The sequence below is a fragment of the Spiroplasma endosymbiont of Labia minor genome (assembly GCF_964019845.1).
Lineage (GTDB): Bacteria > Bacillota_I > Bacilli_A > Mycoplasmatales > Mycoplasmataceae.
In genome coordinates, this window is record NZ_OZ026465.1 from 743,366 (window position 1) to 766,215 (window position 22,850).

The window sequence follows — 22,850 nt, forward strand, 5'->3', positions numbered from 1 at the left end:
TTAATTTATGCTAGAATATTAACACTTGAAATGAATGGTGAATAATTTTGGCTTTAGATTTAATTCCAAAAAAAATAAAAGCATTCCTAGACGAAATGCGTATCATAATAAAAATGGACGGTGGCGATATGGAACCACTTGGTATTAAAGAAAAAATAGTCTATATTAGATTATTAGGTAATTGTATCAATTGTGGACTAATTGATATTTCATTTAAAGAAGGTATTGAACAAGCCTTATTAGAAGAATTCCCAGATGAAATTAACGGAATTGAAGTCATCATGTAATTTTTGATATAAAATTAAACAGTTTTATAATAATCGTTTAATTCAGTAATAATTAAATTCAATTTTTGATCATGTTTTTCAATTGGTAAAGTATGTTCATATTTTTGTATATCATATGCAATACCAACTAAAAACGTTTTGTAATTTAAAGTATTTATAAATTTATCAAAATGGCCTTTGCCTCTTCCTAATCTGTTAAGTTCTTTATCAAAACTAACTAAAGGAACAATTATTAAATCTAAATTAACTTTCAATTCATCATTTTGCGATTTAAATTCAATTGTATCTGTATTTTCATTTATCACAGGAAAAAATAAATTGAATTTATTTTCGTTACATCAATTAATTATTTCCTCGGTATTCACTTCAGATGTAATTGTTTTATAAATGCCTATATTTTCAAAATCATTATCATCTATCATTGTGATAATTTTTTTGGCAATAACATTTGATAATTCATTTCTCATAGCAGGCGATAATTCATTTCTTTTATTTAAAAATTGTTTTCTAATAAATTGTTTATTTAACATAAAAAACCTCCTTTAAATTAAATAAATTAACCAACAGAGCCTTCCATATCCATTTTGATAAGTTGATTTAGCTCTATTGCATATTCTAGTGGTATTTCTTTTGTAAACGGTTGAATAAAACCCATAACAATTATTTCTTGCGCTTGTTGTTGAGTCAAACCACGTGATTGCAAATAAAATAATTGTTCATCTGATATTTTTGAAACCGTAGCTTCATGTTCAATTTGTGATTGGTTATTTAAAACAACATTTTTTGGAATTGTATCGGAATGAGATTGTCTATCTAAAATTAATGTATCACATTCAACTCTTGCTTTTGAATCTATTGCATTTTCACCTATTTTAACAAAACCACGATAATTTGCTGTACCGCCTTGCAAGGTAATTGATTTTGAAACTATTTTTGATTTGGAATTTTCACCAAGGTGAATCATTTTGGCACCAGCGTCTTGATAAACACCTTTTTTAGCTACAGCTATAGATATTGTATTTCCTTGACTATTTTTACCCTTTAAAATACAAGATGGATATTTCATATTTATTTTTGAACCAATATTGCCATCAATTCATTCCATTAAACCATCATCATCAACTAATGCTCTTTTGGTTACTAAATTAATTACATTATCAGATCAATTTTGCACAGTCGTATAACGAACTTTACTTCTTTTACCCACAAAAATCTCAACAACTGCTGCATGCAAATTATTTTTTGAATAAACTGGTGCTGTACATCCCTCAATATAATGTAATTCTGCATCATCATCACAAATAATTAAAGTTCTTTCAAATTGACCAGCTTGTTGATAATTAATTCTGAAATAAGCTTGCAATGGTCGATCTAATTTTGTATTTTTTGGTACATATATAAACGTACCACCAGATCAAACTGCTGAATTTAGAGCAGCATATTTATTATCATTATTAGAAACTAAAGTTGAAAAATATTTACTAAATAATTCAGGATATTTTTTTAGCGCTGTATCGCAATCTGTAAAAATAACGCCCTGATCTGTTAATTCTTGCTTCATTTGTTCATAAATAGGTACTGAATCCCATTGTGCATTTACGCCAGACAAAAATTCTTTTTCCGCTTGTGGTAATCCTAATTTATTAAAAGTGTTTTTGATGTTTTCTGGGACATCATCTCATGAATTTGCAATTTTATTTGACGGCTCTGTATAGTAAAAAATATCTTGAAAATCTATGTCTGCCAAGTTTGGTCCAAATTTAGGCTGCGAAAAAGCTAAAAAATTAGCTAACGATTTTGTCCTAAACTTCTTCATTCATTCTGGCTCATTCTTATGTTTTGAAAGAATGTCTACAACTTCTGAATTTAATCCTTTAGGAATAATTCAATTTGACATTTCGCCATCATTAAAACCATATTTGTACTCTGAAATTTTATTAATATCTTTTTCTTGTTTTAGTTTTTTTGCCATAAATATACTCCAGACTTAAAAAAATTAATTAAAGGTTTTTAATATATTTTTTATACCATTGACAGCTAGCAATGCACAATTAATTCTGTTTGCTTGCTTGTATATAGCATTAAAAGCAATTAATTCATCTAAAATTTCTTCATTTACAGTACTATTGTTTGTAATCAAATTATAATAATTTTCTAAAATGTGTAATGCCTCTAAAATCGATTTGTCTTTTAATTGATCCATTAAAATATCACAACTTGAAGTTGCAACAGCACACGCAGTACCTTCAAATCTAATTAATTTAATTTTGTTTTCATTTGCATTTATTTGAATAGTGATTTCATCTGCACATGTTGTTGATTTTTGAATTTCTATTTTTGAATTATCATCATCTATTAACCCTTTATTATTTGGATTTGTGTAATGATCCATAATTATTTGCCTAAGATATGGTTTATTATCTTTATCTATCATCAAAATATTTTCCCCTCCATTAAATTGATTTTAAACTAAAATACTATTTATAAAATTTTCACAATTTTCTAATGCCTCTTTCAAAATATCTATTTCTGCTTTTGAATTATAAACACCAAAAGATACTCTTATTGTTGATTCAATTTTAATTAATTGTGACAGCATTTTTGCACAATGTTTACCAGTTCTAACACAAATTTTGTAATCATTTCACAAATATATTCCTATATCTTGTGAATTTATTCCTTCAACATAAAAATCTATAATTGGTGAATCTAATTCTAAATTTAAAAATTTAATTTTTTTATTATTTAAATTTTTAAATAATAAACGCGCATATTGTTTTAATTCTAATTCATGTTGTTTTATTTTATTAATACCAATGTTATTGACAAAATTAATAGCCTCTCCAAAACCTATTATTGATGGTATATTAGGTGTGCCAGCTTCCAATTTAAATGGTAAATCTAAAAAATTATTTTCCCATAAGTTGTTTTTTTCAACATAGCCATATATTGAACCTCCACCAACTTTTAATGGTTTTAATATTTTAAGTAATTGGGATTTACCTCACAAAATGCCACAACCAAATGGTCCATAAAATTTATGTGCGCTAAATGATAGAAAATCTATATCATAACTTTGAACATCAATTTGTTCATGTGCGATAGATTGAGCTGCATCTACTGAAATAATTATGTTTTTATTTATCTTTTTTACAATTGTTGAAATTAATTTTATATCATTTGTAGCACCCAAAACGTTTGACATATGATTAAAAACAATAATTTTTGTTTTAGATGTAATAATTTTTGATAAATCTTCAATAATAATTTGTCCATAATTATTTATTGGAGCAAAAACTAATTTCGCTTGTTTTTGGGCTGCAATTGTTACTCAAGGCGCAAAATTAGATGAATGTTCCACGTTGGTAATAATTATTTCATCATCTATATCTATCAAATGCATTAGCCCGAACGCTACTTGATTTAAAGAATAGGTTGTACCTTCTGTAAAAATAATTTCATTTTCACTATTTGCATTTAATAAATTAGCCGCTTGTTTTCTAACATTCAATATTTTTTGACTAGCTAAGCTAGCATTACCATAATCTTGTGAATGAGGATTAGCAGAATTATTAGAATAAAAATCGTTCATTGATTTAATTACTGTCATTGGTTTTAATGCAGTTGCTGCTGTATCAAGATATATTACATCTTTATTATTTTCAAAGAAAGGAAATTGTTTTTTAATTAAATCCATACAAAAACACTACACTCTTTCTAATTTCGTCATTATATTTTCTTGTACATTATAATTATTAAACTCATCTATTATTGGTTTAAAAAAACCGTTAATAATTAAATTTTTTGCGTTATCATACGATAAACCTCTTGATTGTAAATAAAATATCTGTTCTCTATCTAGCATACCAATTGCATTTGCATGACTTGCCATAATTTCATTTTCATCAATTATTAAAATAGGATCAGATGATGCTTTTGAAGTTTTATCCAAAATGGTTAATCTTATTTCTTGGTGTGTTTCTGAATCAATAGAACCTTCTTTTATTTCTGATTTACAAATCACGTTTATAGATGATTCATCTTTTGCAACTCCATAAATATGTAAATCTGAAATTGTCTGTTTTTTATCATGATATGCATGAATTTTAAAATTTTTTGAAAATTTTTGTTCAGTTAAAGAAGCCATATATAAATAAATTTTTGCAGATTCATTTAGAAAGTTAAATTTAATATTACAATTTAAATTTAATGAAGAAATATCTGCAATAAATAATTTAGTAAATTTATTATTTACCGTAAAATCTAAATCATATTTTTCTTTGGATTTGTCATTAATTAAAACCAAATATTTTTCTTGATCAATCAATGAAATTTCTAGTTTTGAATTATGTTTTAAAATTGTGACATTGTGATTATTAATTAATTTATCCATTTGTAATTCACTCATAACCTTCATTATTAATTTTAGTAACTAATTCTGGTCCACCAGATTTAACTATTTTACCTTTAATCAAAACATGCGTATGAGTAGGTTTAACATAATTAAAAAATCGATCATAATGTGATACCAAAATCATTCCTCTTTGTTCATTTTGCATTTTATTAATATTTGTCGATGTAATTTTTAAAGCGTCAACATCTAAACCAGAATCAATTTCATCTATTAGTGCAAATTTCGGTTGCAATAATTTTAATTGCAGAATTTCATTTTTTTTCTTTTCGCCGCCAGAGAAGCCATCATTAACATTTCTTTTTAAAATTGATGAATCAAAATTTAATTCTTTAGCTGAATCTTTTACTTTTGCAAAAATTTCATTTAATTTTAATTTAGTTTTAGAATGAGCATCAACAACATATCTTAAAAATTCAAAATTTGATACTCCTTGAATTATTTGTGGATTTTGCAATGCCAAAAAAATACCCGCTCTTGATCTTTCATCAACACTCATTTCGATAATATTTTGTCCATCTAGTAAAATTTTGCCCTTATTTATTGTGTATTTTGGATGACCCATAATTGTCATTAACAATGTTGATTTTCCATTACCATTCGGTCCCATTAAAGCATGTGTTTCACCACTATTCACTGTCAAAGAAATTCCATTTAAAATTTGTTGATCATCAATTGAAACAAACAAATCTATTATTTCTAATTTATGTGCCATTATTATCAACCTCTTCTAAGATTTATTATATGTCAAAAATTAGTGCTATCTATAAATAAATATAAATGTACAATATTAAATTCAAATTTTTTTAGTTTTATATCTTTTTTATTTCTTTTACTAGTATAATAAATGAGTTAAAGTACTAATTTTAAGGAGTGTTTATATGAAAAAATTGTTAAGTGTACTAGCTGCTTTTACTTTAGGATCATCAGCTACTAGTGTTGTAGCTTGTGGAACTAGTTATGATAAACATGCAGATGATGGTTCTTCAATTTTGGCAAATGTCACTATAGATGGTTCAACTGTGTCAATAACATCAACAGATGCATTAAAAGAAATGATTAATAGTTCGGGGCCAGAAAACAGAAATAAACTAATGTTGCAATTTTTAAAATTAATGGCAGCTAGTTTTCTCTTAAATATAGATAATGAAAATGTGCCAGAAGAAAACGGATATATTAATTCAAATTGAAAACAAAATCTAAAAGACGATTTAGATCAATTAAAATCTGACATTGATTATGAAATTCAAAATGAAAAAGACCAATACAAAGAAGATAATGGTAAAAAATGAAGCGATAAATGATATGAAATGTTAAAAAATAAATATCCAGGAATAGATGACCATAACACTTTGGATAGAAAATACTGACAAGAAAAATTTATTGACGGAACAGATAACAATTCACTACAAGTTTTACAAAATAATTTATTGTCTCGTTATCAACAAAACATTACTTGAAGAACTATTGCGCAAATTCAAGCATCTGAATTAACTGCAATGAAAAATAGTTACAAAGATAATGAAACATTTGATAAATTTGTTGAAACAAGTAAGGAAAAAGCATTAACTTTGCTAAATTCTGCAAGAATTAAAGCAGACGATACAATTAAAACAGATGTAACATCAGCTGATTTACAAACAACATTTGGAACAGATGTAAATCTTTGATCAAGCAAAATTATCAATGATGCTCCTCAAGATGTTACTCAATATTCAAAAGGTTCAAATGCAACAGGAATGATTTCAAATTCACAAAGATTTTTCTTAAATCATTATTTTGAAAACGAAAAACCATTATCTGTTTCGACTATTAAATTTGCTTTTTCAGATGGTGGTAAATGAACCGATGGAATTGGTGCTGGAGATTTTACAGCAAATAATACAAATCCTGCAATTGCAAATGATATTGTTAGTGTAATGAAAACTGTATCTAATGGTGATGCTGGTTTAAAAGCCTGAGATCAAATGTTATCGGCTGGTTCTACTACTGCATTTACAGAAAACGGCAACGGTACTGTTGCTGCAAATTCTACTTTATTAACACTTGATGATACTTCAACATACGATGATTTAACACGCGCAACCGTTTATGCTTACATAAATAATGCAGCAACAGGACAGACGTTGACAAATATTAATTCAATTGATGAAGTTGTAAATCCAATTAATCGCTCTACAAATACTAATATGTTTGGAGTTGTTAATGACAATGGAATTATTGCTTTTATTAATGATTCTGGTTTGAATTTAGTAAGAATTGATAATTATGCACAAATAGCTGCAAAAAATACTACAGATTTAACAGCAAATAAAGATAACTCAATTTCAAAAGAAATGTCTGAATTAAATATGTTTAATAATTTTAAAAATTTATCAGACACAGAAAAAGTCGCAGTTATGCAAGGTAGTGGTATATCAGATGATGGTTCTGTAACTTATAGTGGTTTAAATTCACAATTTACTGACAATTCATATTTAAAATTTTTAGTAAATAATTCAATTGTTTCATCTTTATCAGAATCTATTGAAAAATTTGATGTTATAAAATCATTGAATTCTTATATTTCGGTAGCTGAACCATCAACAGAAACTGGTGTTTATGTTTGATGAACAGCTTATTATGATTATTTTAAACAAATAATGAATATCACTAACGATAAAGATTTTGTAGAAACTTTTTTGAAATTTAATGATATGCCTAGTGATTTGGGTAATGGTGAAAATTGATCACTTGAAGATTGATTTATCAATCATGTGGTTTCAGCATCAGCTGCTGTAAAATCAAACCCAGGACAAACTTTTGTTGAAAAATATAACTCTTATGTGGAAGATACAAATAATTTTGAACCAGGAAAACCAAACGGTTTAGTTGATATTAGTGACATGTCACCAATTTTAGAGCCTGGTGATTTTGCAAACACAGAAACTGGTGGAAATACAAAATCATCAATAAATTCAATTTGAGAATTTATTGATGCAAAAAGCTTAACTAAATTAGAAATATTTAATATTTCATTTAATGTTGATTTAATTGGAGGTAAATTATAATGCGCAAATTATTGACATTATTATCATCATTTTCTTTAACAGTTACAGGTGCATCAACAGTTGTTGCCTGCTCTAGTCCAACAAGAATTAGTAACGCAGATTTAAATCCTGATTATATCGAAAAATTGATAGCTCAAATAATTGGTGGAAGTGGTAATTTAGCCAATTTTGGAGTTTCATTACAAGATATTTTTTCTGAAGGAGATTTAACCAATATTGCTGTCAAATTAATTAACACTGCAATTGGACAAAATAACTACAAAAATAACATTAAATATCAAGAAAATCAATTAGGAATCGAAAATCCCAATAAAGATTATGTTCAAATGTTTAATGAACTAGGAAATCAAGTTGCAGCAAATAAATTTTATTCAACTTATACTAATTCACTAAATAAAAAAGCTCCATTGGATTATTCTATTCGTAAACAAGGATATTCTTTAGGAGCAAATGAAAACCTTTTTGTAGATGACAAAGGTGAAACTGCTTTTAACGGAACAGCAATAACTACTTTTGGTGGCAAAAAATGACAAGCTTTATTTGAAGATACAGCAAATCCGTATGTACAAAATATTCCAGAAGGAAAAAATTTAACTGTAAATAATTTTGCAGTAACAAGCGATGGAACTAAAACTTTATATACAAAAAATAGTGATGGAAAAGTTGTTGAATTAAATAATCTTTCAGGAAAAGAAGCACTTCAATGAAGATTCCAGGATTATTTTATAAATAGTGTTAAATCTGAAACAATAGAAAATTTATTGACAATGACTTATGAAATTGGTCAAATGTATAATTTCAGAAGTGATGCTGCAGGTACTATTGAAGCATATTTAAACAAATATTCTCCTGTTGCATCATTAATGCAAACATGAACTTCAAATGCCGTTGAATGAACAACTAATGCAAAAATGGTTTGACAATATTATATTTCAGTTGACGATGCAACAAAAATGAATTGAACTGAAATAACAACAACTGGCGTTTTAAAAGATTTAATAGCAACAAATACTGGACAATTCAAAAATAACCAAGTTTCTATTAATGATGTTACAAAAGCAATCAGTGATGATTTACCTTCAATTACCACTACAATTAATTCAGGTAACGATCCTTATTTTGGTATAGGTGGTTTCAAGGGATTTATCGCAACAAAAGATAACAGCATTTTTGGTGATAATTCTTTAGATGATTCAATTGATTCAACATTAAAAACTAAAATAGCAAGTCAAGTTAATCCAGGTGTAATTATGGGTGGTATAAATACGCCCTATTTCCAAGGTAGAAATACAAAAGAAAGAGTAATAACTGTTGTGCTGCCCATTTATATGGTAGATGTTTTAACAAGTTTTGAATTAGAAGAAAATCACACAATAAAACTTGGACCAAATGCAAGTAATCCAAGCCAATACTCAGACATTTGAAATCAAAATCAAAATCAAATTAAACATTCAAAAGATATTGAAAATTTAGATTTGGAATCAAGAACTTCTTTATTAGCACAACTTCAATACATTGTTTCTCAAGATTCTACTATTTCAGATGATGCTAAAACTGTCCTTTATTCATATTATTTAAATGAAGAAGACATTTATTTACAAGGTCTTTATGATCAAATAGGAAAATATATAAAATCAGATAATTAATAAAAAAGTATTAGTTAATTACTAATACTTTTTTATTTATAATATAATTATTATGTAAGAATTTTGAAAGGAATTAGACTATGCCTAATAAAGAAGATTGCATATTTTGCAAAATTGTTAAGGGAGATATTGGTTCAAGAAAAATATATGAAGATGAAAAAACATTGGCCTTTTTAGATGTAATGCCCAATGCTGATGGTCACACATTAGTTATACCAAAAAAACATTTTGAAAATTTAACAGATTGTGATAACGACTATTTGCAAGCAGTTATAAACACAAAAAAAATTGTGGCTAAAATGTTATTAACTAAATTAAAACCAAGTGGAATTAATTATGTTTCAAATCAAGGTTCAATTGCCTATCAAGTTGTCTTTCATTATCATGAACATATAATTCCAAAATATGTAGAAAATGAAGGATATATTTTAAGTAAAGTTGTTGATAAAACAAAGTGAACAAATGATAATTTTGATAATGTATTAAATAAGATAATTAAATAAAAAATGATACTAACCATTCTTGGTAGTATCATTTTTTAAATGTTTATAAAACATCTTACCATCTTCTGTCATTAATCTAGAAGTTCATGTATTTAATTCAACTTTTTTTAATTCATCATTTATTTTATAAATTCTAGAATCTAAATTGTCTAATGTAGATACTATTACAGCTTCTATTAAATTCGGTTCGACTGGTGAACCGAAATCTTTTTTACCGTGACTTGATAAAATAACATGTTGCAATAAAACAAAATCAGGATTTATATTTTTTTCATCATCTAAATAATATAATTTCCTATTTTTTGCAACACTAATAATCATTGCATTTCCAATTGAAATATGACCTAGTAATTTTCCTTCGAGTGAATAATCTGATCCATTTACAGAAGTTATTTCAAATATTTTACCTATATCATGTAAAAAAGCGCCAATTTGAACCAATTCCCAATCTATTTCAGCATATTTATAAACAGAAATTAATCCTCTTGCAGCTTCAACTAAAGATGTTGAATGTCACAATAAACCCGAAATAACATTATGATGAATTGAAATTGCAGCAGGAAATTTTGTAAGAATTTTCTTATATTTTTCTATTACCCCAAGAACAACACCTTTATATGTTTTATTTTTAAAAGTAGCAAACAATTCTTGCATTTTTTTAATAACTTTATCAGAATTTATTGGTGCTGATATTGCAAAATCTGCAATTGAAATGTCCTTTTCTTTTAATTCATCCGCTGAAAAAATTTTGAAATTTTCAATTTTCAATTGAATTTGATTGTGATATATATTTACAATACATGTAAATTCACCAATTAAGTCCGGAATTAATTCTTGTTTATTTTCCTCTGATGCACTTCATAATCTCGCCTCAACTCTTCCTGTTGAGTCAATCAAATGAAGAATTAAATAATTTAAGCCATTAGAACCCACATTTGAAATTGCTCTTTCAATTCTTGCGATTATTTTTATTTGTGCACCTTTTTGTTTATCGTTAATGTTTAAAATTTGCATTTTTCTATATCATCCGTCCTATTTATTATATTTTTTAATTATTTCTAAATCAAAAATCCTGGGCTACTTAATATTTTACCAAAATGTAACAAAAATGCTGCCGCATCTGCCAAATTAATTAAATCTTCGTTGTACGCTAAACTAATATTTGCGAATATTCTATCTGTCATTTTACCATCTATGATTATTGTTCTTTTATTTTTTACACCAATACCAATATGGGCAACTTGATCGCTAATTAAATTTATTTTTCCAAAATTAATTCCTAAAACATTAAAATCTGTTAACGAAATAGATCCACCATTCAAAATAAAATTTCTATTGTTATCTATAATTCTTTTCGCATCATTAATTTTTTGATTAATTTTTTTTGCCAAATTTTGAGTACCTAATAATTCAGCTTTTTCAATTAAGACATAGTGAATTGATGCACCAATCAAAACTGAACAATTAACATTAATGTTTCCATTATTTATCATTTTTTCTTTAGGGTTGTCAAAAGTAGAATTAAAAGTTGAATATTTGTTCAAAGCTTTTGTCAAAGCTAAAATATAAAAAGTTTCAATTGGTAGATTTGTCTTATTATTTGCGTATGCCTCATTCATTACTCCATACAATGTTTGCAAACTAGTTATATCAAATTCTGCTTCTATTTGATTTATTGATGAATTATTTTTAGAATTTGTTTTATCTATTTTAACTATTTTTGATTCGTTTTGAAGACTTTCGGATTTATTTTTGTTATTGTTTATCGATTCATTTATAATTTTAGAATTCTTTGAGTTTATATCTTGTTTATTTTCATTATTCAATTTTTGATTTAAATGTTTATTTGTCACATTAATAACGTTGTAATTTCTTTTTAATTCTTTAATCATATTTTTTAAATCATTTATTTCATTTTTTAATTCTAAAACAATTTGGTCATTATTTTCGGGTTCTTTAACTTGTAAATTTGACTGAAAATTTTTCACCAAATCAAGAGTTTGTTTAAATTCACTTTTTAAAAGTTCATAGTTATTATTTGATTCTTCAATTTCAGAATTCAAAACTATAGAGTTTTCGACATTATTTTGCATTTGACTATTATTTTCATTAGTTATATTTGCATAATTTAAATCATTTTCATTTTCATTTTTATTTGAAAATGATTCGGGCACTGATAAATTTTGCTCATTATCTATATTTTCTATTTCTTTTTCGTTAGTTATTATTGGTTTTAATATATCAGCAATTTCCGAAAAACCAATATCATTATTTATAGATTCTTGAAATGTAATCTGCTCTCTTAAATCATTTTCTACCGAATCATTATTATTTGTATTCTTGTTTTTAATACCTTCACTATTTTCATGTTGATAATTTTTTGAAGATAATTTTTCATTTAAATCCTTTATAACATTATTTTCAATAATACTTGAATTTTCATTTATTACATTTTTTTCATTATTATTATTTTTATTTGATGGTTTAGTTCTAAATATTGTATTATCTGTTCCATACTTTAAATCATCACCTAAAGTTTCCATGAAGAATTCATCAAAAATAGTTTCTGTTTCAAAATTAGATAAATAATCTTGTCGCACATTAATATTAAAAATTCTACTATTATAATTAATAACCATACCAGGTTCTATTGAAATATCCTCTATAATACCGGGTTTTTCTGCTATTATATTGTATGTTTTAAATTGTGTAGAAATCATAGCTAATGATTGATCTGCTGCAACTTTTTGACCGTGGTTCACAAAAACTTTCTCAACAACACCTTTAACATAATCATCATTTTTAAATTTAATATGTTCTAACATTATAATGCCCCCTTGAAATATTTATTTGTATTAACACAGAATAATTATACACAAAAACAATGTATATATGAAATACGTAAATGCTTTTTATATCAAATAGTTCTTATAAAAATAATTAGATAGAAAGACTTTTTTGTAATAAACTTATTTATATAAATATAAGAGGTACATATGAAAATTTTCATCGATATAGGTAATTCAACAGTAGATATCAGATTTTATGCAAAAAATAAATTTGAACCTTTACTCAGATTTGCAACAAATGATTATTTTTTTTCTGTAAATGTTTTATACAATAAACTTAAATCATTAAATATTGAAGAAATAATTTATTCTAGTGTTGTACCAAATTGAGATATTAAATTAATAGACTTAAAAAATGAATTAAAATGTAATTTAATTAACATAAAAAATTTAAATTTAGACATTGGATCTGAATTGAAAAATAGTTATAAAGAAATTGGCGCAGATTTTGTTGCTAATTTATTTGCCATAAAGAAAATAAAACCAAATAAAGTTGTCTTGTTAATTTCTCTAGGAACAGCAACAACTTTAATGTTAATTAATAACTCTAAAATTATATCTATAATTATTGCACCCGGAGTTGAAATATCACTAAAATCATTACTTGCAAATACTTCTTTGCCAAGTGACTTTAACATAAAGTATGAATCCAATTTATACAATTTAACTACCAAAAAAGCTGTTTCTACTGGGATTATCAATGGACATTGAAATATGTTGGAGTCTTTTGTAAATTTATTTAAGAAAGATTTTGAAGATTTAATAGTGGTGTGTACTGGAGGAAATTGATGAAGATTTAATGAATTGCTAAAAAATGCAAATTATGAATTAATTGAAGATTTAATATTTATTGGTTTAAAATACATTACCAAATAAAAAATGATTTTTGTAAATCAAAAATCATTTTTTATTTGTCACTAATCTTTTTTAATTTCTTTTAATTCCATTTCAATAGCTTGTATTTGTTTGGCTTGTTTTTTGTTTTTTGATTTTGGAGTCATAGTAAATAAATTAGAAATTAATGGTTCCGTAATTCACAATACAACTCAATAACCTATTAAAACAAATATTGAAATACTAATTAAATAAGCAATCGTGTCTTGCAATGGGCCATCAGAGCTAATTGCAGCTCCAAAGAATCTTGAACCTGCAGTTAAAATTCACATTATCATCGGAATAATAATACCTTCAAATAAAATTCCTTTTTGCATTGTTCCATTTTTTCATGCATCCATTAATGTTGAAATAACATATAATATTAAACATGAAGATAAAACTACATATAGAATTGAAAATAGAAAAATAAAGAATGTTGATTGCAATCCTGAACCTTCATTTTGACCAGTAATTGATGGAATTAAAGCATAACCAAAAACTATATTTAAAGCTAAAATGAATAATAAGAAGTAATAAATAATTGCTGGAATTATAAGATTTCGTTTTTTAAATTCGGAATGTTTTTTTGCAAATATTGAAACTGCATGAAATACAATCGCAACTATAAAAAACATTGAAATAATAACTATTGGAGCAATTTTACCATAATCTCATTCTGGTATTTCTGCAGCAATAATTGGAAGAAAAATTGCACAAGCAATAGCTGTAATAAAAAGTGAAATAATTTCATAAACATAAAATTTAAACATTTCAAGTGAAAATATTTTTCAACCAATTTGTCTTTGAGTTAAAGCGTTATTTTCAAATTTTCAATAATAATTAATTGCATATTTTGAACCAAATGAAACATAGTCATATCCTCTTTTTATATCAAATAAGAATTCGTTTGTTTCTCCACGAATGAATTTTTTCTCTTTTTCGAACATTTCTTTTATTGAACTTAATACATACTCACCAGCTTGATAATACATTTCTATGCTTTTATCAACTAATATTTTATCTGTAACATCTTGTATATAATTATTTGCAAATGTAGGCTTAAAAGTTAAACCTTGAAAAACTGGCAACATTGATTTTGCAGATTTTGAATCACCAGCTTTTACAAAACCATTAAATTTTGTAAAAAAATCTATTGCTGATTCATAATTAAATAAAATATTGTCTCTTCTTGCAGCTCGATATCTTCTTATACCAATATATGTTCCAAAGAAAATTGATTTAACTGTTGGAACAATCATTGCAAATAAAGAAACCAATAAAATAGTTTTAAATGGGTCTAAAATTGAATATCAAACTTCAGTGGAATGTGCGGCCGCCTCTTGACCTAATCAAGCAGAATAACCGAAATATAATACTACTATAAACATCAATGTAACAAGGTTTTTAGTAATCTTTCTCATTATAATAATCCTCTAAATACTTTCTCAAAATATTTTTATTGAACAACGAAATTAACTATTTTGTCTATAACAACTATTTCTTTTAAAATAGTTTTTCCTTTTAAATTTAAAATAATATTTGGTTGTTCTTTAGAAAGTCTTAACAATTCATCTTTTGGAGTAGTCTTATCAACATCTATCGTTGCTTTCAATTTACCGTTTATTTGAATAGCAATTGTAACAGATTTTTTTATTATTTTTGAAGCATCAAAACTAGGTCATTTTGCTAATGCAACAGAAGTTTTATGTCCTAAAATTGAATATAATTCTTCAGCTAAATGTGGTGCAAAGCAAGATAACATAATAATAAATCCTTCTACATATTTTTTATACATTTGTTCATGTTTATTTGCAATATTAATAAAAGTCATTAATTGTGAGATCGCTGTATTAAAATGCATCGTTTCTATCATAGTTGTTACTTTAGATACCATCTCATTGTACGCAAAATCTAAACTTTCGTCGTTTATATCAATCATTTTTTTGTTAGTAACAAATCGATAAACACGGTCAAGTCATTTACGTGAACCATCTAAACCATCATATGATCAAGGTAATGTTGCATCAATTGGACCCATAAACGCTTCATATAATCTTAATGTGTCTGCACCATGTGATGCAACAATGTCATCTGGGTTAATTACATTTCCTCTTGATTTTGACATTTTTTCACCGTTTGGGCCTAAAATCATTCCTTGATTTATTAATTTATAAAATGGCTCTGGAGTGGGTACTATTTTTAAATCAAATAAAACTTGATGTCAAAATCTTGCATAAAGCAAGTGCAATACAGCATGTTCTTGACCACCGATATATAAATCTACTGGTAGTCATTTTTTAAACAATTTCATTGCTTCATCAGATTTAATATCTATAAATTCATTTGGTTTAACAGCTAATATATATGCTAAGTAATATCAACAAGAACCAGCTCATTGAGGCATAGTATTAGTTTCTCTTTTTGCTGATAGATTGTTGTATGTTGTGTTTACTCAATCACTTACATTTGCTAATGGCGATTCTCCAGTTCCAGATGGCTTAATATAATCTGTTTGTGGCAATTGCAACGGTAATTCTGATTCAGGAATTAAAGCTATTGATCCATCTTCTAAAAATAATACTGGAAATGGTTCTCCGTAAAATCTTTGTCTTGAAAATAATCAATCTCTTAATTTATAATTCGTTTTTCAATTACCTTTATTGTTTGCAATTAATCAATTTGCAATAACTTCGATAGCTTTTTCACGTTCTAAACCATTTACTAATTCGGAATTTATGTGAATAGATTCACCAATAAATGGTTTATCATTTGTTTTAGCAGCTAAAACAAATTTCTTTGGTAAATTATATTTTGTTGCAAATTCTCAGTCTCTTTCATCATGAGCAGGAACAGCCATAACTGCTCCAGAACCATAATCTTTTAAGACATAATCTGCAATATATATAGGTATTTCTTCTTTTGTAATTGGATTAATGGCATAACGTCCTGTAAATGAACCGGTTTTTATTTTTTTTGTATCTTGTCTTTCCAAATCCGTTTTTGTTTTGGTTTCTTCAATATAACTTAAAATATTATTTTTAAATTCATCTTCAATAATTTTTAAAACATCTGGATGCTCTGGTGCAAGTACAATATATGTTGCACCATAAATTGTATCTGCTCTTGTTGTAAAAACATTTAATTTATTATTATTATTTTTTATATCAAACATAATTTCAACGCCAATTGACTTACCAATTCAATTTCTTTGCAATTCCTTTAAAGAATTTGGTCAATCTAAATTTTCTAAACCATCCAACAGTCTATCTGCATATTTAGTTATTTTTAAAATTCATTGGCGCATTGGTTTTTTTACAACGGGAAACAAACCAATTTCAGATAACATTTTACCATCAACAATAATTACTTCTTCATTTGCTAAAACTGTACCTAATTCTTCGCACCAATTTACATCTACTTCTTTAATTTCTGCTAAATTATTCTTATATAATTGTTCAAAAATTCATTGAGTGATTTTATAATAATTTGGATGTGAAGTATTTATTTCTTTATTATAATCAAAAGAAAAACCTAGATTTTTCAATTGTTTTCTAAAAATATCAATATTTTTAGCTGTAAATTCGCGCGGATCATTGCCTGTTTTTAATGCATATTGTTCAGCTGGTAAGCCAAACGCATCTCATCCTATCGGATGTAAAACATCATATTCTTGCAGTCTTCGCATACGGGCAAAAATATCTGTTGCTGTATAACCTTTCGGATGACCTACATGCAAACCTGACCCAGATGGATATGGAAACATATCTAGTATATAAGCTTTCTGATTATGACTATTAGTAGTTTTGAAAGTATTGTTTTCCTCCCAAAATTGTTGTCATTTTTTTTCAATAGCCTTATGTGAAAATTCCATACACCCTCCTAAAAACTCTATATATATTATACCCTAAAAATGCACATAAATATTACAGTACCCACATCAGAAAAAAATAATTATCAAGATATTTTAATTAGGCATTTTTTTAATTTCTTTTGTGTGCTCTTCTATTGTTAAATTTCGAACTCATTTTTTTCTTGAATAAACTATAAATGCTCAAATAAATTTAATAATTTCAGAACTCATCAGAAGCATTTGAATATACACAATATCCATTTTGATTAAATTATTGACTTGTGCAAGTATCAAACCAGATAAAACAGGAATTTGAACAATTCACACAAATGCTGAATCCATTATCAATGCAGATCAAACAGCACCACCAGTTCTAATTGTTGCATAACAACAATTTGTAACCATAATAAATGGATAAATAATCCCATAAATAAACATAAATCAAAAAGCTATTCTTTTAGCTTCTGGATTTGAATTTGAAAATAGCAAATTAGGAATAAAATACGAAATTCCTGCAAAAGTTCAACCAGCTATAATACCTGTAATTAAGCCTAATGTTAATAAATAATGTGCATTAGTTTTGGCGACATCCATCCTATTTGCGCCCAATTCATTTCCAACGAATATAGAAACACCAGCAGAAAAACCATGGTATAAAGGAAAAAATATTAACCCTTGCACAGTTGAGAACATTGCATTTGCCGTTAAAGATTCTACAGAATACATTGATCTCATTTTAACTTGCATTACCACTCCAACAGAAAATAAAATTTCATTCAATAATATTGGTAATGCTTTTGAAAAAATTTTTTTTGAAATATACCTAGAAACTAATCATGATTCTTTATGTGGCAAAAATTCAAATCGCTTAATTAAACATAAAGAAATTACAAAAATTAATTGTAAAATTCTAGAAGAGTATGTAGCAATTGCACAACCCTCTACACCCAAGCCTTTAAAATTACCTAAGAAATTTGGTGCTGTTAGAAAGACATTTAATATTCCATTTGTAATTAATGCAATAACAGACATTCAAAATGAAAAAAATGGTCGTTTAGTATCCCTTAGTGAAGTAATTAATGATTCATTAATGGCCAAAAAAATATATGATGAGGAAATTATTCGATAATAATCAGATCCTATATTTGTTGATATATTCGCAGCTTTTGATTGAATATATGCAAATCATTGTCTTATCTCATTTTCACTTGATGTAGATGACAAAATAAAATCTGGCTTTTCTATAATTTTATTATTTGTTGTAAATCCAATTAAAACTTCAGTTATGTTTGGTAAAGCTAGTAAAGCAAAAATACATCCAATTGTAATTGTAATATAAATTTTAATTGCCGTAACTTCTCTTAATTTTTCATATTTACCTGCGCCAAAATACTGTGCAGAATAAATTCCAGCTCCATAACAAAAACCAGACATTGACGCAAACATAATTGTATATATTTGGTTTGATGCTGATGTTCCATTAACAGATAATTGACCCGCATTATAGTTCATGGCATTTCCATAATAGCCACCAAGTCCTAGTTCAGATAATGTTGAATGTGATATATTTAATCAACCAGAATTTTCAATCATATTATGCAATTCTGCTAATCCATCAACATCATTTACATAATTTACAAAAATATTATCTATTATATCTGTTGCCTGCATTATTATTTCTTGAAAAACTGCTCAAATGATAATTGGCAATGCAATTTTATATCAATTTTTTGATGCAAAAAAAATGTTTGGTTTTTTAACTTTTAAATCCATGTCATTGCCTTTCATTCATAATGCCCTAATCTTATAATAAATTATAAATTAATTAAAAAATATTTATATTAATTGATAAAATTTTCAAAAATAAAAAACTTGTTAAAAGATAATTTAACAAGTTTTTTATTTTTATATAGATTCAATTTTAAGCTTTTGCAATTTTTGTTGTATTTCTTTTGAACATTGCTTTAAATTGATCTTTGGTAATTTTTTTACCACGATTATCACGAATTTCAACAAATATTCTAAATAAAACTACATGACATGCAGTACCAATTGCAATTGCAATTAAATACCACAAAATACCAATATAATTTATATCTCATCCACCAGATGAAACTCCACCAAATATGGCAATAATAGGACCACCTCAGGCACCTACTCACCCAGATACATCAAATAAACCAGCGCACATACCAGCTATTCCAGAACAGATAATATTTGGTACAATAGCTGCTCATGTGTATTTTATAGCAAATGGTATTGCGCCTTCTGAGATGCCCATAAATCCCAAAATAACAGCATTAATACCTAATGGTTTGTCTTGTTCAAATTTATTTTTAAAAACCAATGTAGCAATTCCAGCACCTAATGGTGCTATTGCAAATGCTGCAGCTGCAGCTCCCATTGCATGTCCTGCATCTTCATAAATTAATGCTGTTGCTGAAAATGAAGCAATTTTGTTTATTGGTCCACCCATATCAATTCCAGCTATTAATCCAAGTAGCAGTCCGACTGCTGCCATACCTATTTTTGAATTTTCAATTCAATTAATTCCGTAATATAGATATCCTATTGCTATCCCAAAAATATTACCTAATAAAAGCATGTAAACTAATCCTAAAAATAAAGTAACAAATAAAGGAATTATAATAATTGGCATAATGGGTTGAATATATTTATTTATTTTTCATTTTGTATTGATTCATTTCACTAAATATCCGGCAGAAAAGCCAAATAATAATGCTCCGAAAATTGATAAACCTTTCATTAAATTTTGATCATCTGGTCCAAAATGTGCAAATGGACCTCATGTCATTCACATTGTTGGATCATTTGCCATAAATGTACAAATAAATGCTGGTGCAATTGCGCTTCTTCCGGCAACAGAATATGCAATATATGCACCCATTATAGGCATCATGACTGTAAATCCAATACCTGCAAATTTATTTAATGTTCACATAAATCCAATACCAAAACCATGTAATGTTATTGGATCGCCAGCCCCGCTTGAAATTGCTTGAATATAATCCATTGTTTTTCAACTAAAACTACCAGAATAATCTAATTGTTTTTCATTAAAAATTAATTTACCTAAACCAGTAACAACCGCAAAGGTAATACCCGCAAATACAATAAATGGAATCATATAAGATACTCCACTCATTATATGTTTGACAATATTTGAACCCGACTTAACATCAAATGCATTTACATCGCCATCTAATGATGCTAATATCTGTCCTTTTGCTAAAGCTTTTTGAAGAGCTCCTTTTGGATCTGCCATTACTTGTTTTGTTCCCAATTGGTAAATTTTTTTACCAACGAAGCGATCCTTTTCAATTACAATATCAGCTGCTAAAATAACTACATTTGCTTCATCAATTTGTTTTTGTGTTAATTTAAATTCCTGACCTTTTTGTCCTTGTGTTTCTACATTAACCTCTCAATTCAATTCATTTCCTGCATTTATTAAACTGTCTCTTGCCATATATGTATGCGCAACTCCTGTTGCACATGCAGATACAGCGACAATTTTAATAGCGTTACTATTCATTGAAACATTTGAAAAAATTTCTGTTTTTTCTTCTTTCATTGCATCAATTAATTTTTGTGGATCTTGCTCTTTTTTCAGAAAATCTCTAAATGATTTATCCAATAATTTACGAGATAAATTTGCTAATACATCTAAATATCCTTTATCAGATTCATTTTCTGGTATTAATAATGCAACAGCCACTTGAGTTTTATCACCATCCAATGAATTTCATTCAATTGGTGCTTTAAAACGCGCAAATATTATTGCGGCTTTTTTTATTGCCGAAATTCTGGCATGTGGAATTGCAATTCCATCTTCAAATCCAGTTGTAGATTCATGTTCACGTGCTAGAAAACCATCTATTAATAACTTCTCATCGTTAATATAATTAAGTTTATTCGCTATTTTTGCAATTTTTTCAAAAGCTTCATATTGATTTTTAACATCAATGTCAATAAGTATTGCTTTTGAATTAAAATTTACTTCCATTTTTTTATCCTCCCAGAAATAGTATACTTAATTTTTTAAAAAAATTCCAAAAATAAGTATTTATTGGAAAATTAAAACTAGATGAGAAAATAAAAAAACAGCATATACTGCTGCTTTTAATAATAAAAATGGTCGGAACAAGTGGACTTGAACCACCGACCTCACCCTTATCAGGGGTGCGCTCTAACCAGCTGAGCTATGCTCCGAAACCAATAATTACTATACATTATGAATAATAATATTTCAATAGTTTTGAAAAAACTATTGAAATTAAATGTATTAATAATTGATTTTTATTAATTGTAAGATTTCAGGATAATATTAGAAATTAATTATTTAATAATAAATTTATGTTTCTATCTGATAAATATTAAATCAACGCTTATAATTTTTAAATGTTTGAAAATCACCCAAAATCTTATCACAAATTTCATCAAACATTTTATCTATTTTATTTGTAAAGTTAAGTACTGTAAAAATACCATTTGGTGCTTTTAGTGAATCAACAATGTATTCTGGAAATGAAAAAGTTAAGAAATTATTTTTTATAAATAATTTTGGAATGGGTCTTTTGCTTCCTTCATCTATTAAATCAGCCATAATTTTTGGTGTTAATAATTTACGTATTGCTATTTGATCGTTTGCATTTACAAAGTACATTTTTTCAAAATCCATTGATTCTAATTCTGTATTATCTTTATGTTTAAAAATACCTAAAAATGGTTTTTTTAGGCTTTTGATTGTGGTCTCAATATTTAATGATTCGTTGAGTTCTATTGTTAAAAATGGGTATCTAGTAAAAGTAGTTCTTGTTATAGTACGTCCTTTTGAATCTACGTATGTAGTTGTTACACAATTTGTAACAGAGCCAAGCGAATATTTAATTCCTCTTATTTCCATATTTATTATAATATCATTATAATTTTTTCCTACTGTTGGTAATAACGATAAAATAGGCACATCAAAATTTTTTGAAATTGATGTTACAATAATTTTATTATCACTTTCTTCTTCAAAAGCATTTTTATAAATATCATTAACGTTAATTTCAGTCAAAATTTTTTTCTTTATTTTTTTTGTTTTTATGGTAATAGACGTCATAACTATAGCTGTAATTATGAATACAAAAAAAATAACTAAACCAAGAATAACTCCTGCAATTCCCATAATTTGTGCAAATACTTCAAATGCCAAGGCTATAAAAATTATCGCAACAATAATATAAATAGTAATTTGTATATTTCATTGCTTTGAAAGTGATACAAAGTTTAATGATTTTTTAGAATATTTCGATAAAACATTATCTAATTGTAATTTAACTTCTTCTTTTCATTTTTTGTCCATAAAATTT

At 26.6% G+C, this 22,850-nt stretch carries 18 protein-coding genes and 1 tRNA gene; 5 read left to right on the forward strand and 14 right to left on the reverse strand.

Annotated features, from left to right (window positions below; all coding sequences use genetic code 4):
- The first annotated feature begins 47 nt into the window (after positions 1–47).
- Positions 48–287 carry a NifU family protein gene (locus AACK85_RS03765; RefSeq protein ID WP_338969430.1) on the forward strand — a complete coding sequence of 80 codons (240 nt, stop codon included), beginning with the start codon at positions 48–50 and terminating at the stop codon, positions 285–287.
- Positions 288–301: 14 nt separating this feature from the next.
- Here AACK85_RS03765 and AACK85_RS03770 read toward each other — a convergent pair whose 3' ends face one another.
- From AACK85_RS03770 to sufC, 6 genes are read right to left on the reverse strand one after another with little or no spacing between them, the layout of a single operon-like run.
- Entirely contained in the window at positions 302–817 is a 516-nt protein-coding gene (locus AACK85_RS03770; RefSeq protein WP_338969431.1) for a 5-formyltetrahydrofolate cyclo-ligase, read from the reverse strand.
- A 26-nt stretch (positions 818–843) separates the two neighbouring features.
- Positions 844–2,259 (reverse strand): Fe-S cluster assembly protein SufB, encoded by a 1,416-nt coding sequence (sufB, locus tag AACK85_RS03775; protein ID WP_338969432.1) that lies wholly within the window; start codon positions 2,257–2,259, stop codon positions 844–846.
- A gap of 24 nt (positions 2,260–2,283) precedes the next feature.
- The gene (gene sufU, locus AACK85_RS03780; protein ID WP_338969433.1) at positions 2,284–2,721 is read right to left on the reverse strand and encodes a Fe-S cluster assembly sulfur transfer protein SufU; all 438 of its coding nucleotides are present in this window, start codon (positions 2,719–2,721) and stop codon (positions 2,284–2,286) included.
- Between the two features lie 30 nt (positions 2,722–2,751).
- Positions 2,752–3,984, reverse strand: coding sequence for an aminotransferase class V-fold PLP-dependent enzyme (locus AACK85_RS03785; protein ID WP_338969434.1), 1,233 nt, complete (start codon positions 3,982–3,984; stop codon positions 2,752–2,754).
- Positions 3,985–3,993: 9 nt separating this feature from the next.
- A complete protein-coding gene (locus AACK85_RS03790; RefSeq protein ID WP_338969435.1) occupies positions 3,994–4,680 on the reverse strand; it encodes a SufB/SufD family protein in 687 nt (228 codons plus the stop codon).
- The gene (gene sufC / locus AACK85_RS03795; protein ID WP_338969436.1) at positions 4,673–5,413 is read right to left on the reverse strand and encodes a Fe-S cluster assembly ATPase SufC; all 741 of its coding nucleotides are present in this window, start codon (positions 5,411–5,413) and stop codon (positions 4,673–4,675) included. The genes AACK85_RS03790 and sufC overlap by 8 nt, the downstream gene beginning before the upstream one ends.
- A gap of 166 nt (positions 5,414–5,579) precedes the next feature.
- On the opposite strand from sufC, the gene AACK85_RS03800 reads away from it, so the two are divergent.
- From AACK85_RS03800 to AACK85_RS03810, 3 genes are all read left to right on the forward strand, one after another.
- Positions 5,580–7,748 (forward strand): hypothetical protein, encoded by a 2,169-nt coding sequence (locus tag AACK85_RS03800; RefSeq protein WP_338969437.1) that lies wholly within the window; start codon positions 5,580–5,582, stop codon positions 7,746–7,748.
- Complete coding sequence (locus AACK85_RS03805) at positions 7,748–9,394, forward strand: lipoprotein (protein ID WP_338969438.1); 1,647 nt, start codon at positions 7,748–7,750, stop codon at positions 9,392–9,394. Before AACK85_RS03800 ends, AACK85_RS03805 begins: the two co-directional genes overlap by 1 nt.
- Positions 9,395–9,474: 80 nt before the next feature.
- A complete protein-coding gene (locus AACK85_RS03810) occupies positions 9,475–9,897 on the forward strand; it encodes an HIT family protein (RefSeq protein WP_338969439.1) in 423 nt (140 codons plus the stop codon).
- A 9-nt stretch (positions 9,898–9,906) separates the two neighbouring features.
- Here the strand turns inward: AACK85_RS03810 and AACK85_RS03815 are convergent, their stop codons facing one another.
- Both AACK85_RS03815 and AACK85_RS03820 read right to left on the reverse strand, forming a co-directional pair.
- Positions 9,907–10,911, reverse strand: a complete 1,005-nt coding sequence (locus tag AACK85_RS03815) for a 3'-5' exoribonuclease YhaM family protein (RefSeq protein WP_338969440.1) — start codon at positions 10,909–10,911, stop codon at positions 9,907–9,909.
- 44 nt (positions 10,912–10,955) lie between these two features.
- Positions 10,956–12,722 (reverse strand): 2-oxo acid dehydrogenase subunit E2, encoded by a 1,767-nt coding sequence (locus AACK85_RS03820; RefSeq protein ID WP_338969441.1) that lies wholly within the window; start codon positions 12,720–12,722, stop codon positions 10,956–10,958.
- 171 nt (positions 12,723–12,893) lie between these two features.
- Between AACK85_RS03820 and AACK85_RS03825 the strand changes: the two genes are divergently transcribed.
- Positions 12,894–13,622, forward strand: coding sequence for a type III pantothenate kinase (locus tag AACK85_RS03825; RefSeq protein WP_338969442.1), 729 nt, complete (start codon positions 12,894–12,896; stop codon positions 13,620–13,622).
- A gap of 41 nt (positions 13,623–13,663) precedes the next feature.
- Here AACK85_RS03825 and AACK85_RS03830 read toward each other — a convergent pair whose 3' ends face one another.
- From AACK85_RS03830 to AACK85_RS03855, 6 genes are all read right to left on the reverse strand, one after another.
- The gene (locus AACK85_RS03830; RefSeq protein WP_338969443.1) at positions 13,664–15,043 is read right to left on the reverse strand and encodes a hypothetical protein; all 1,380 of its coding nucleotides are present in this window, start codon (positions 15,041–15,043) and stop codon (positions 13,664–13,666) included.
- A 35-nt stretch (positions 15,044–15,078) separates the two neighbouring features.
- Positions 15,079–17,493: a leucine--tRNA ligase gene (gene leuS / locus AACK85_RS03835; protein ID WP_338969444.1), complete on the reverse strand. Its 2,415-nt coding sequence runs from the start codon at positions 17,491–17,493 to the stop codon at positions 15,079–15,081.
- Between the two features lie 93 nt (positions 17,494–17,586).
- Positions 17,587–19,245, reverse strand: coding sequence for an MATE family efflux transporter (locus AACK85_RS03840; RefSeq protein WP_338969445.1), 1,659 nt, complete (start codon positions 19,243–19,245; stop codon positions 17,587–17,589).
- Between the two features lie 148 nt (positions 19,246–19,393).
- The gene (locus AACK85_RS03845; RefSeq protein ID WP_338969446.1) at positions 19,394–21,499 is read right to left on the reverse strand and encodes a fructose PTS transporter subunit IIA; all 2,106 of its coding nucleotides are present in this window, start codon (positions 21,497–21,499) and stop codon (positions 19,394–19,396) included.
- Positions 21,500–21,628: 129 nt separating this feature from the next.
- Positions 21,629–21,705, reverse strand: a tRNA-Ile gene (locus AACK85_RS03850).
- A gap of 142 nt (positions 21,706–21,847) precedes the next feature.
- Positions 21,848–22,843: a DUF3137 domain-containing protein gene (locus tag AACK85_RS03855; protein WP_338969447.1), complete on the reverse strand. Its 996-nt coding sequence runs from the start codon at positions 22,841–22,843 to the stop codon at positions 21,848–21,850.
- Between the last annotated feature and the right edge of the window lie 7 nt (positions 22,844–22,850).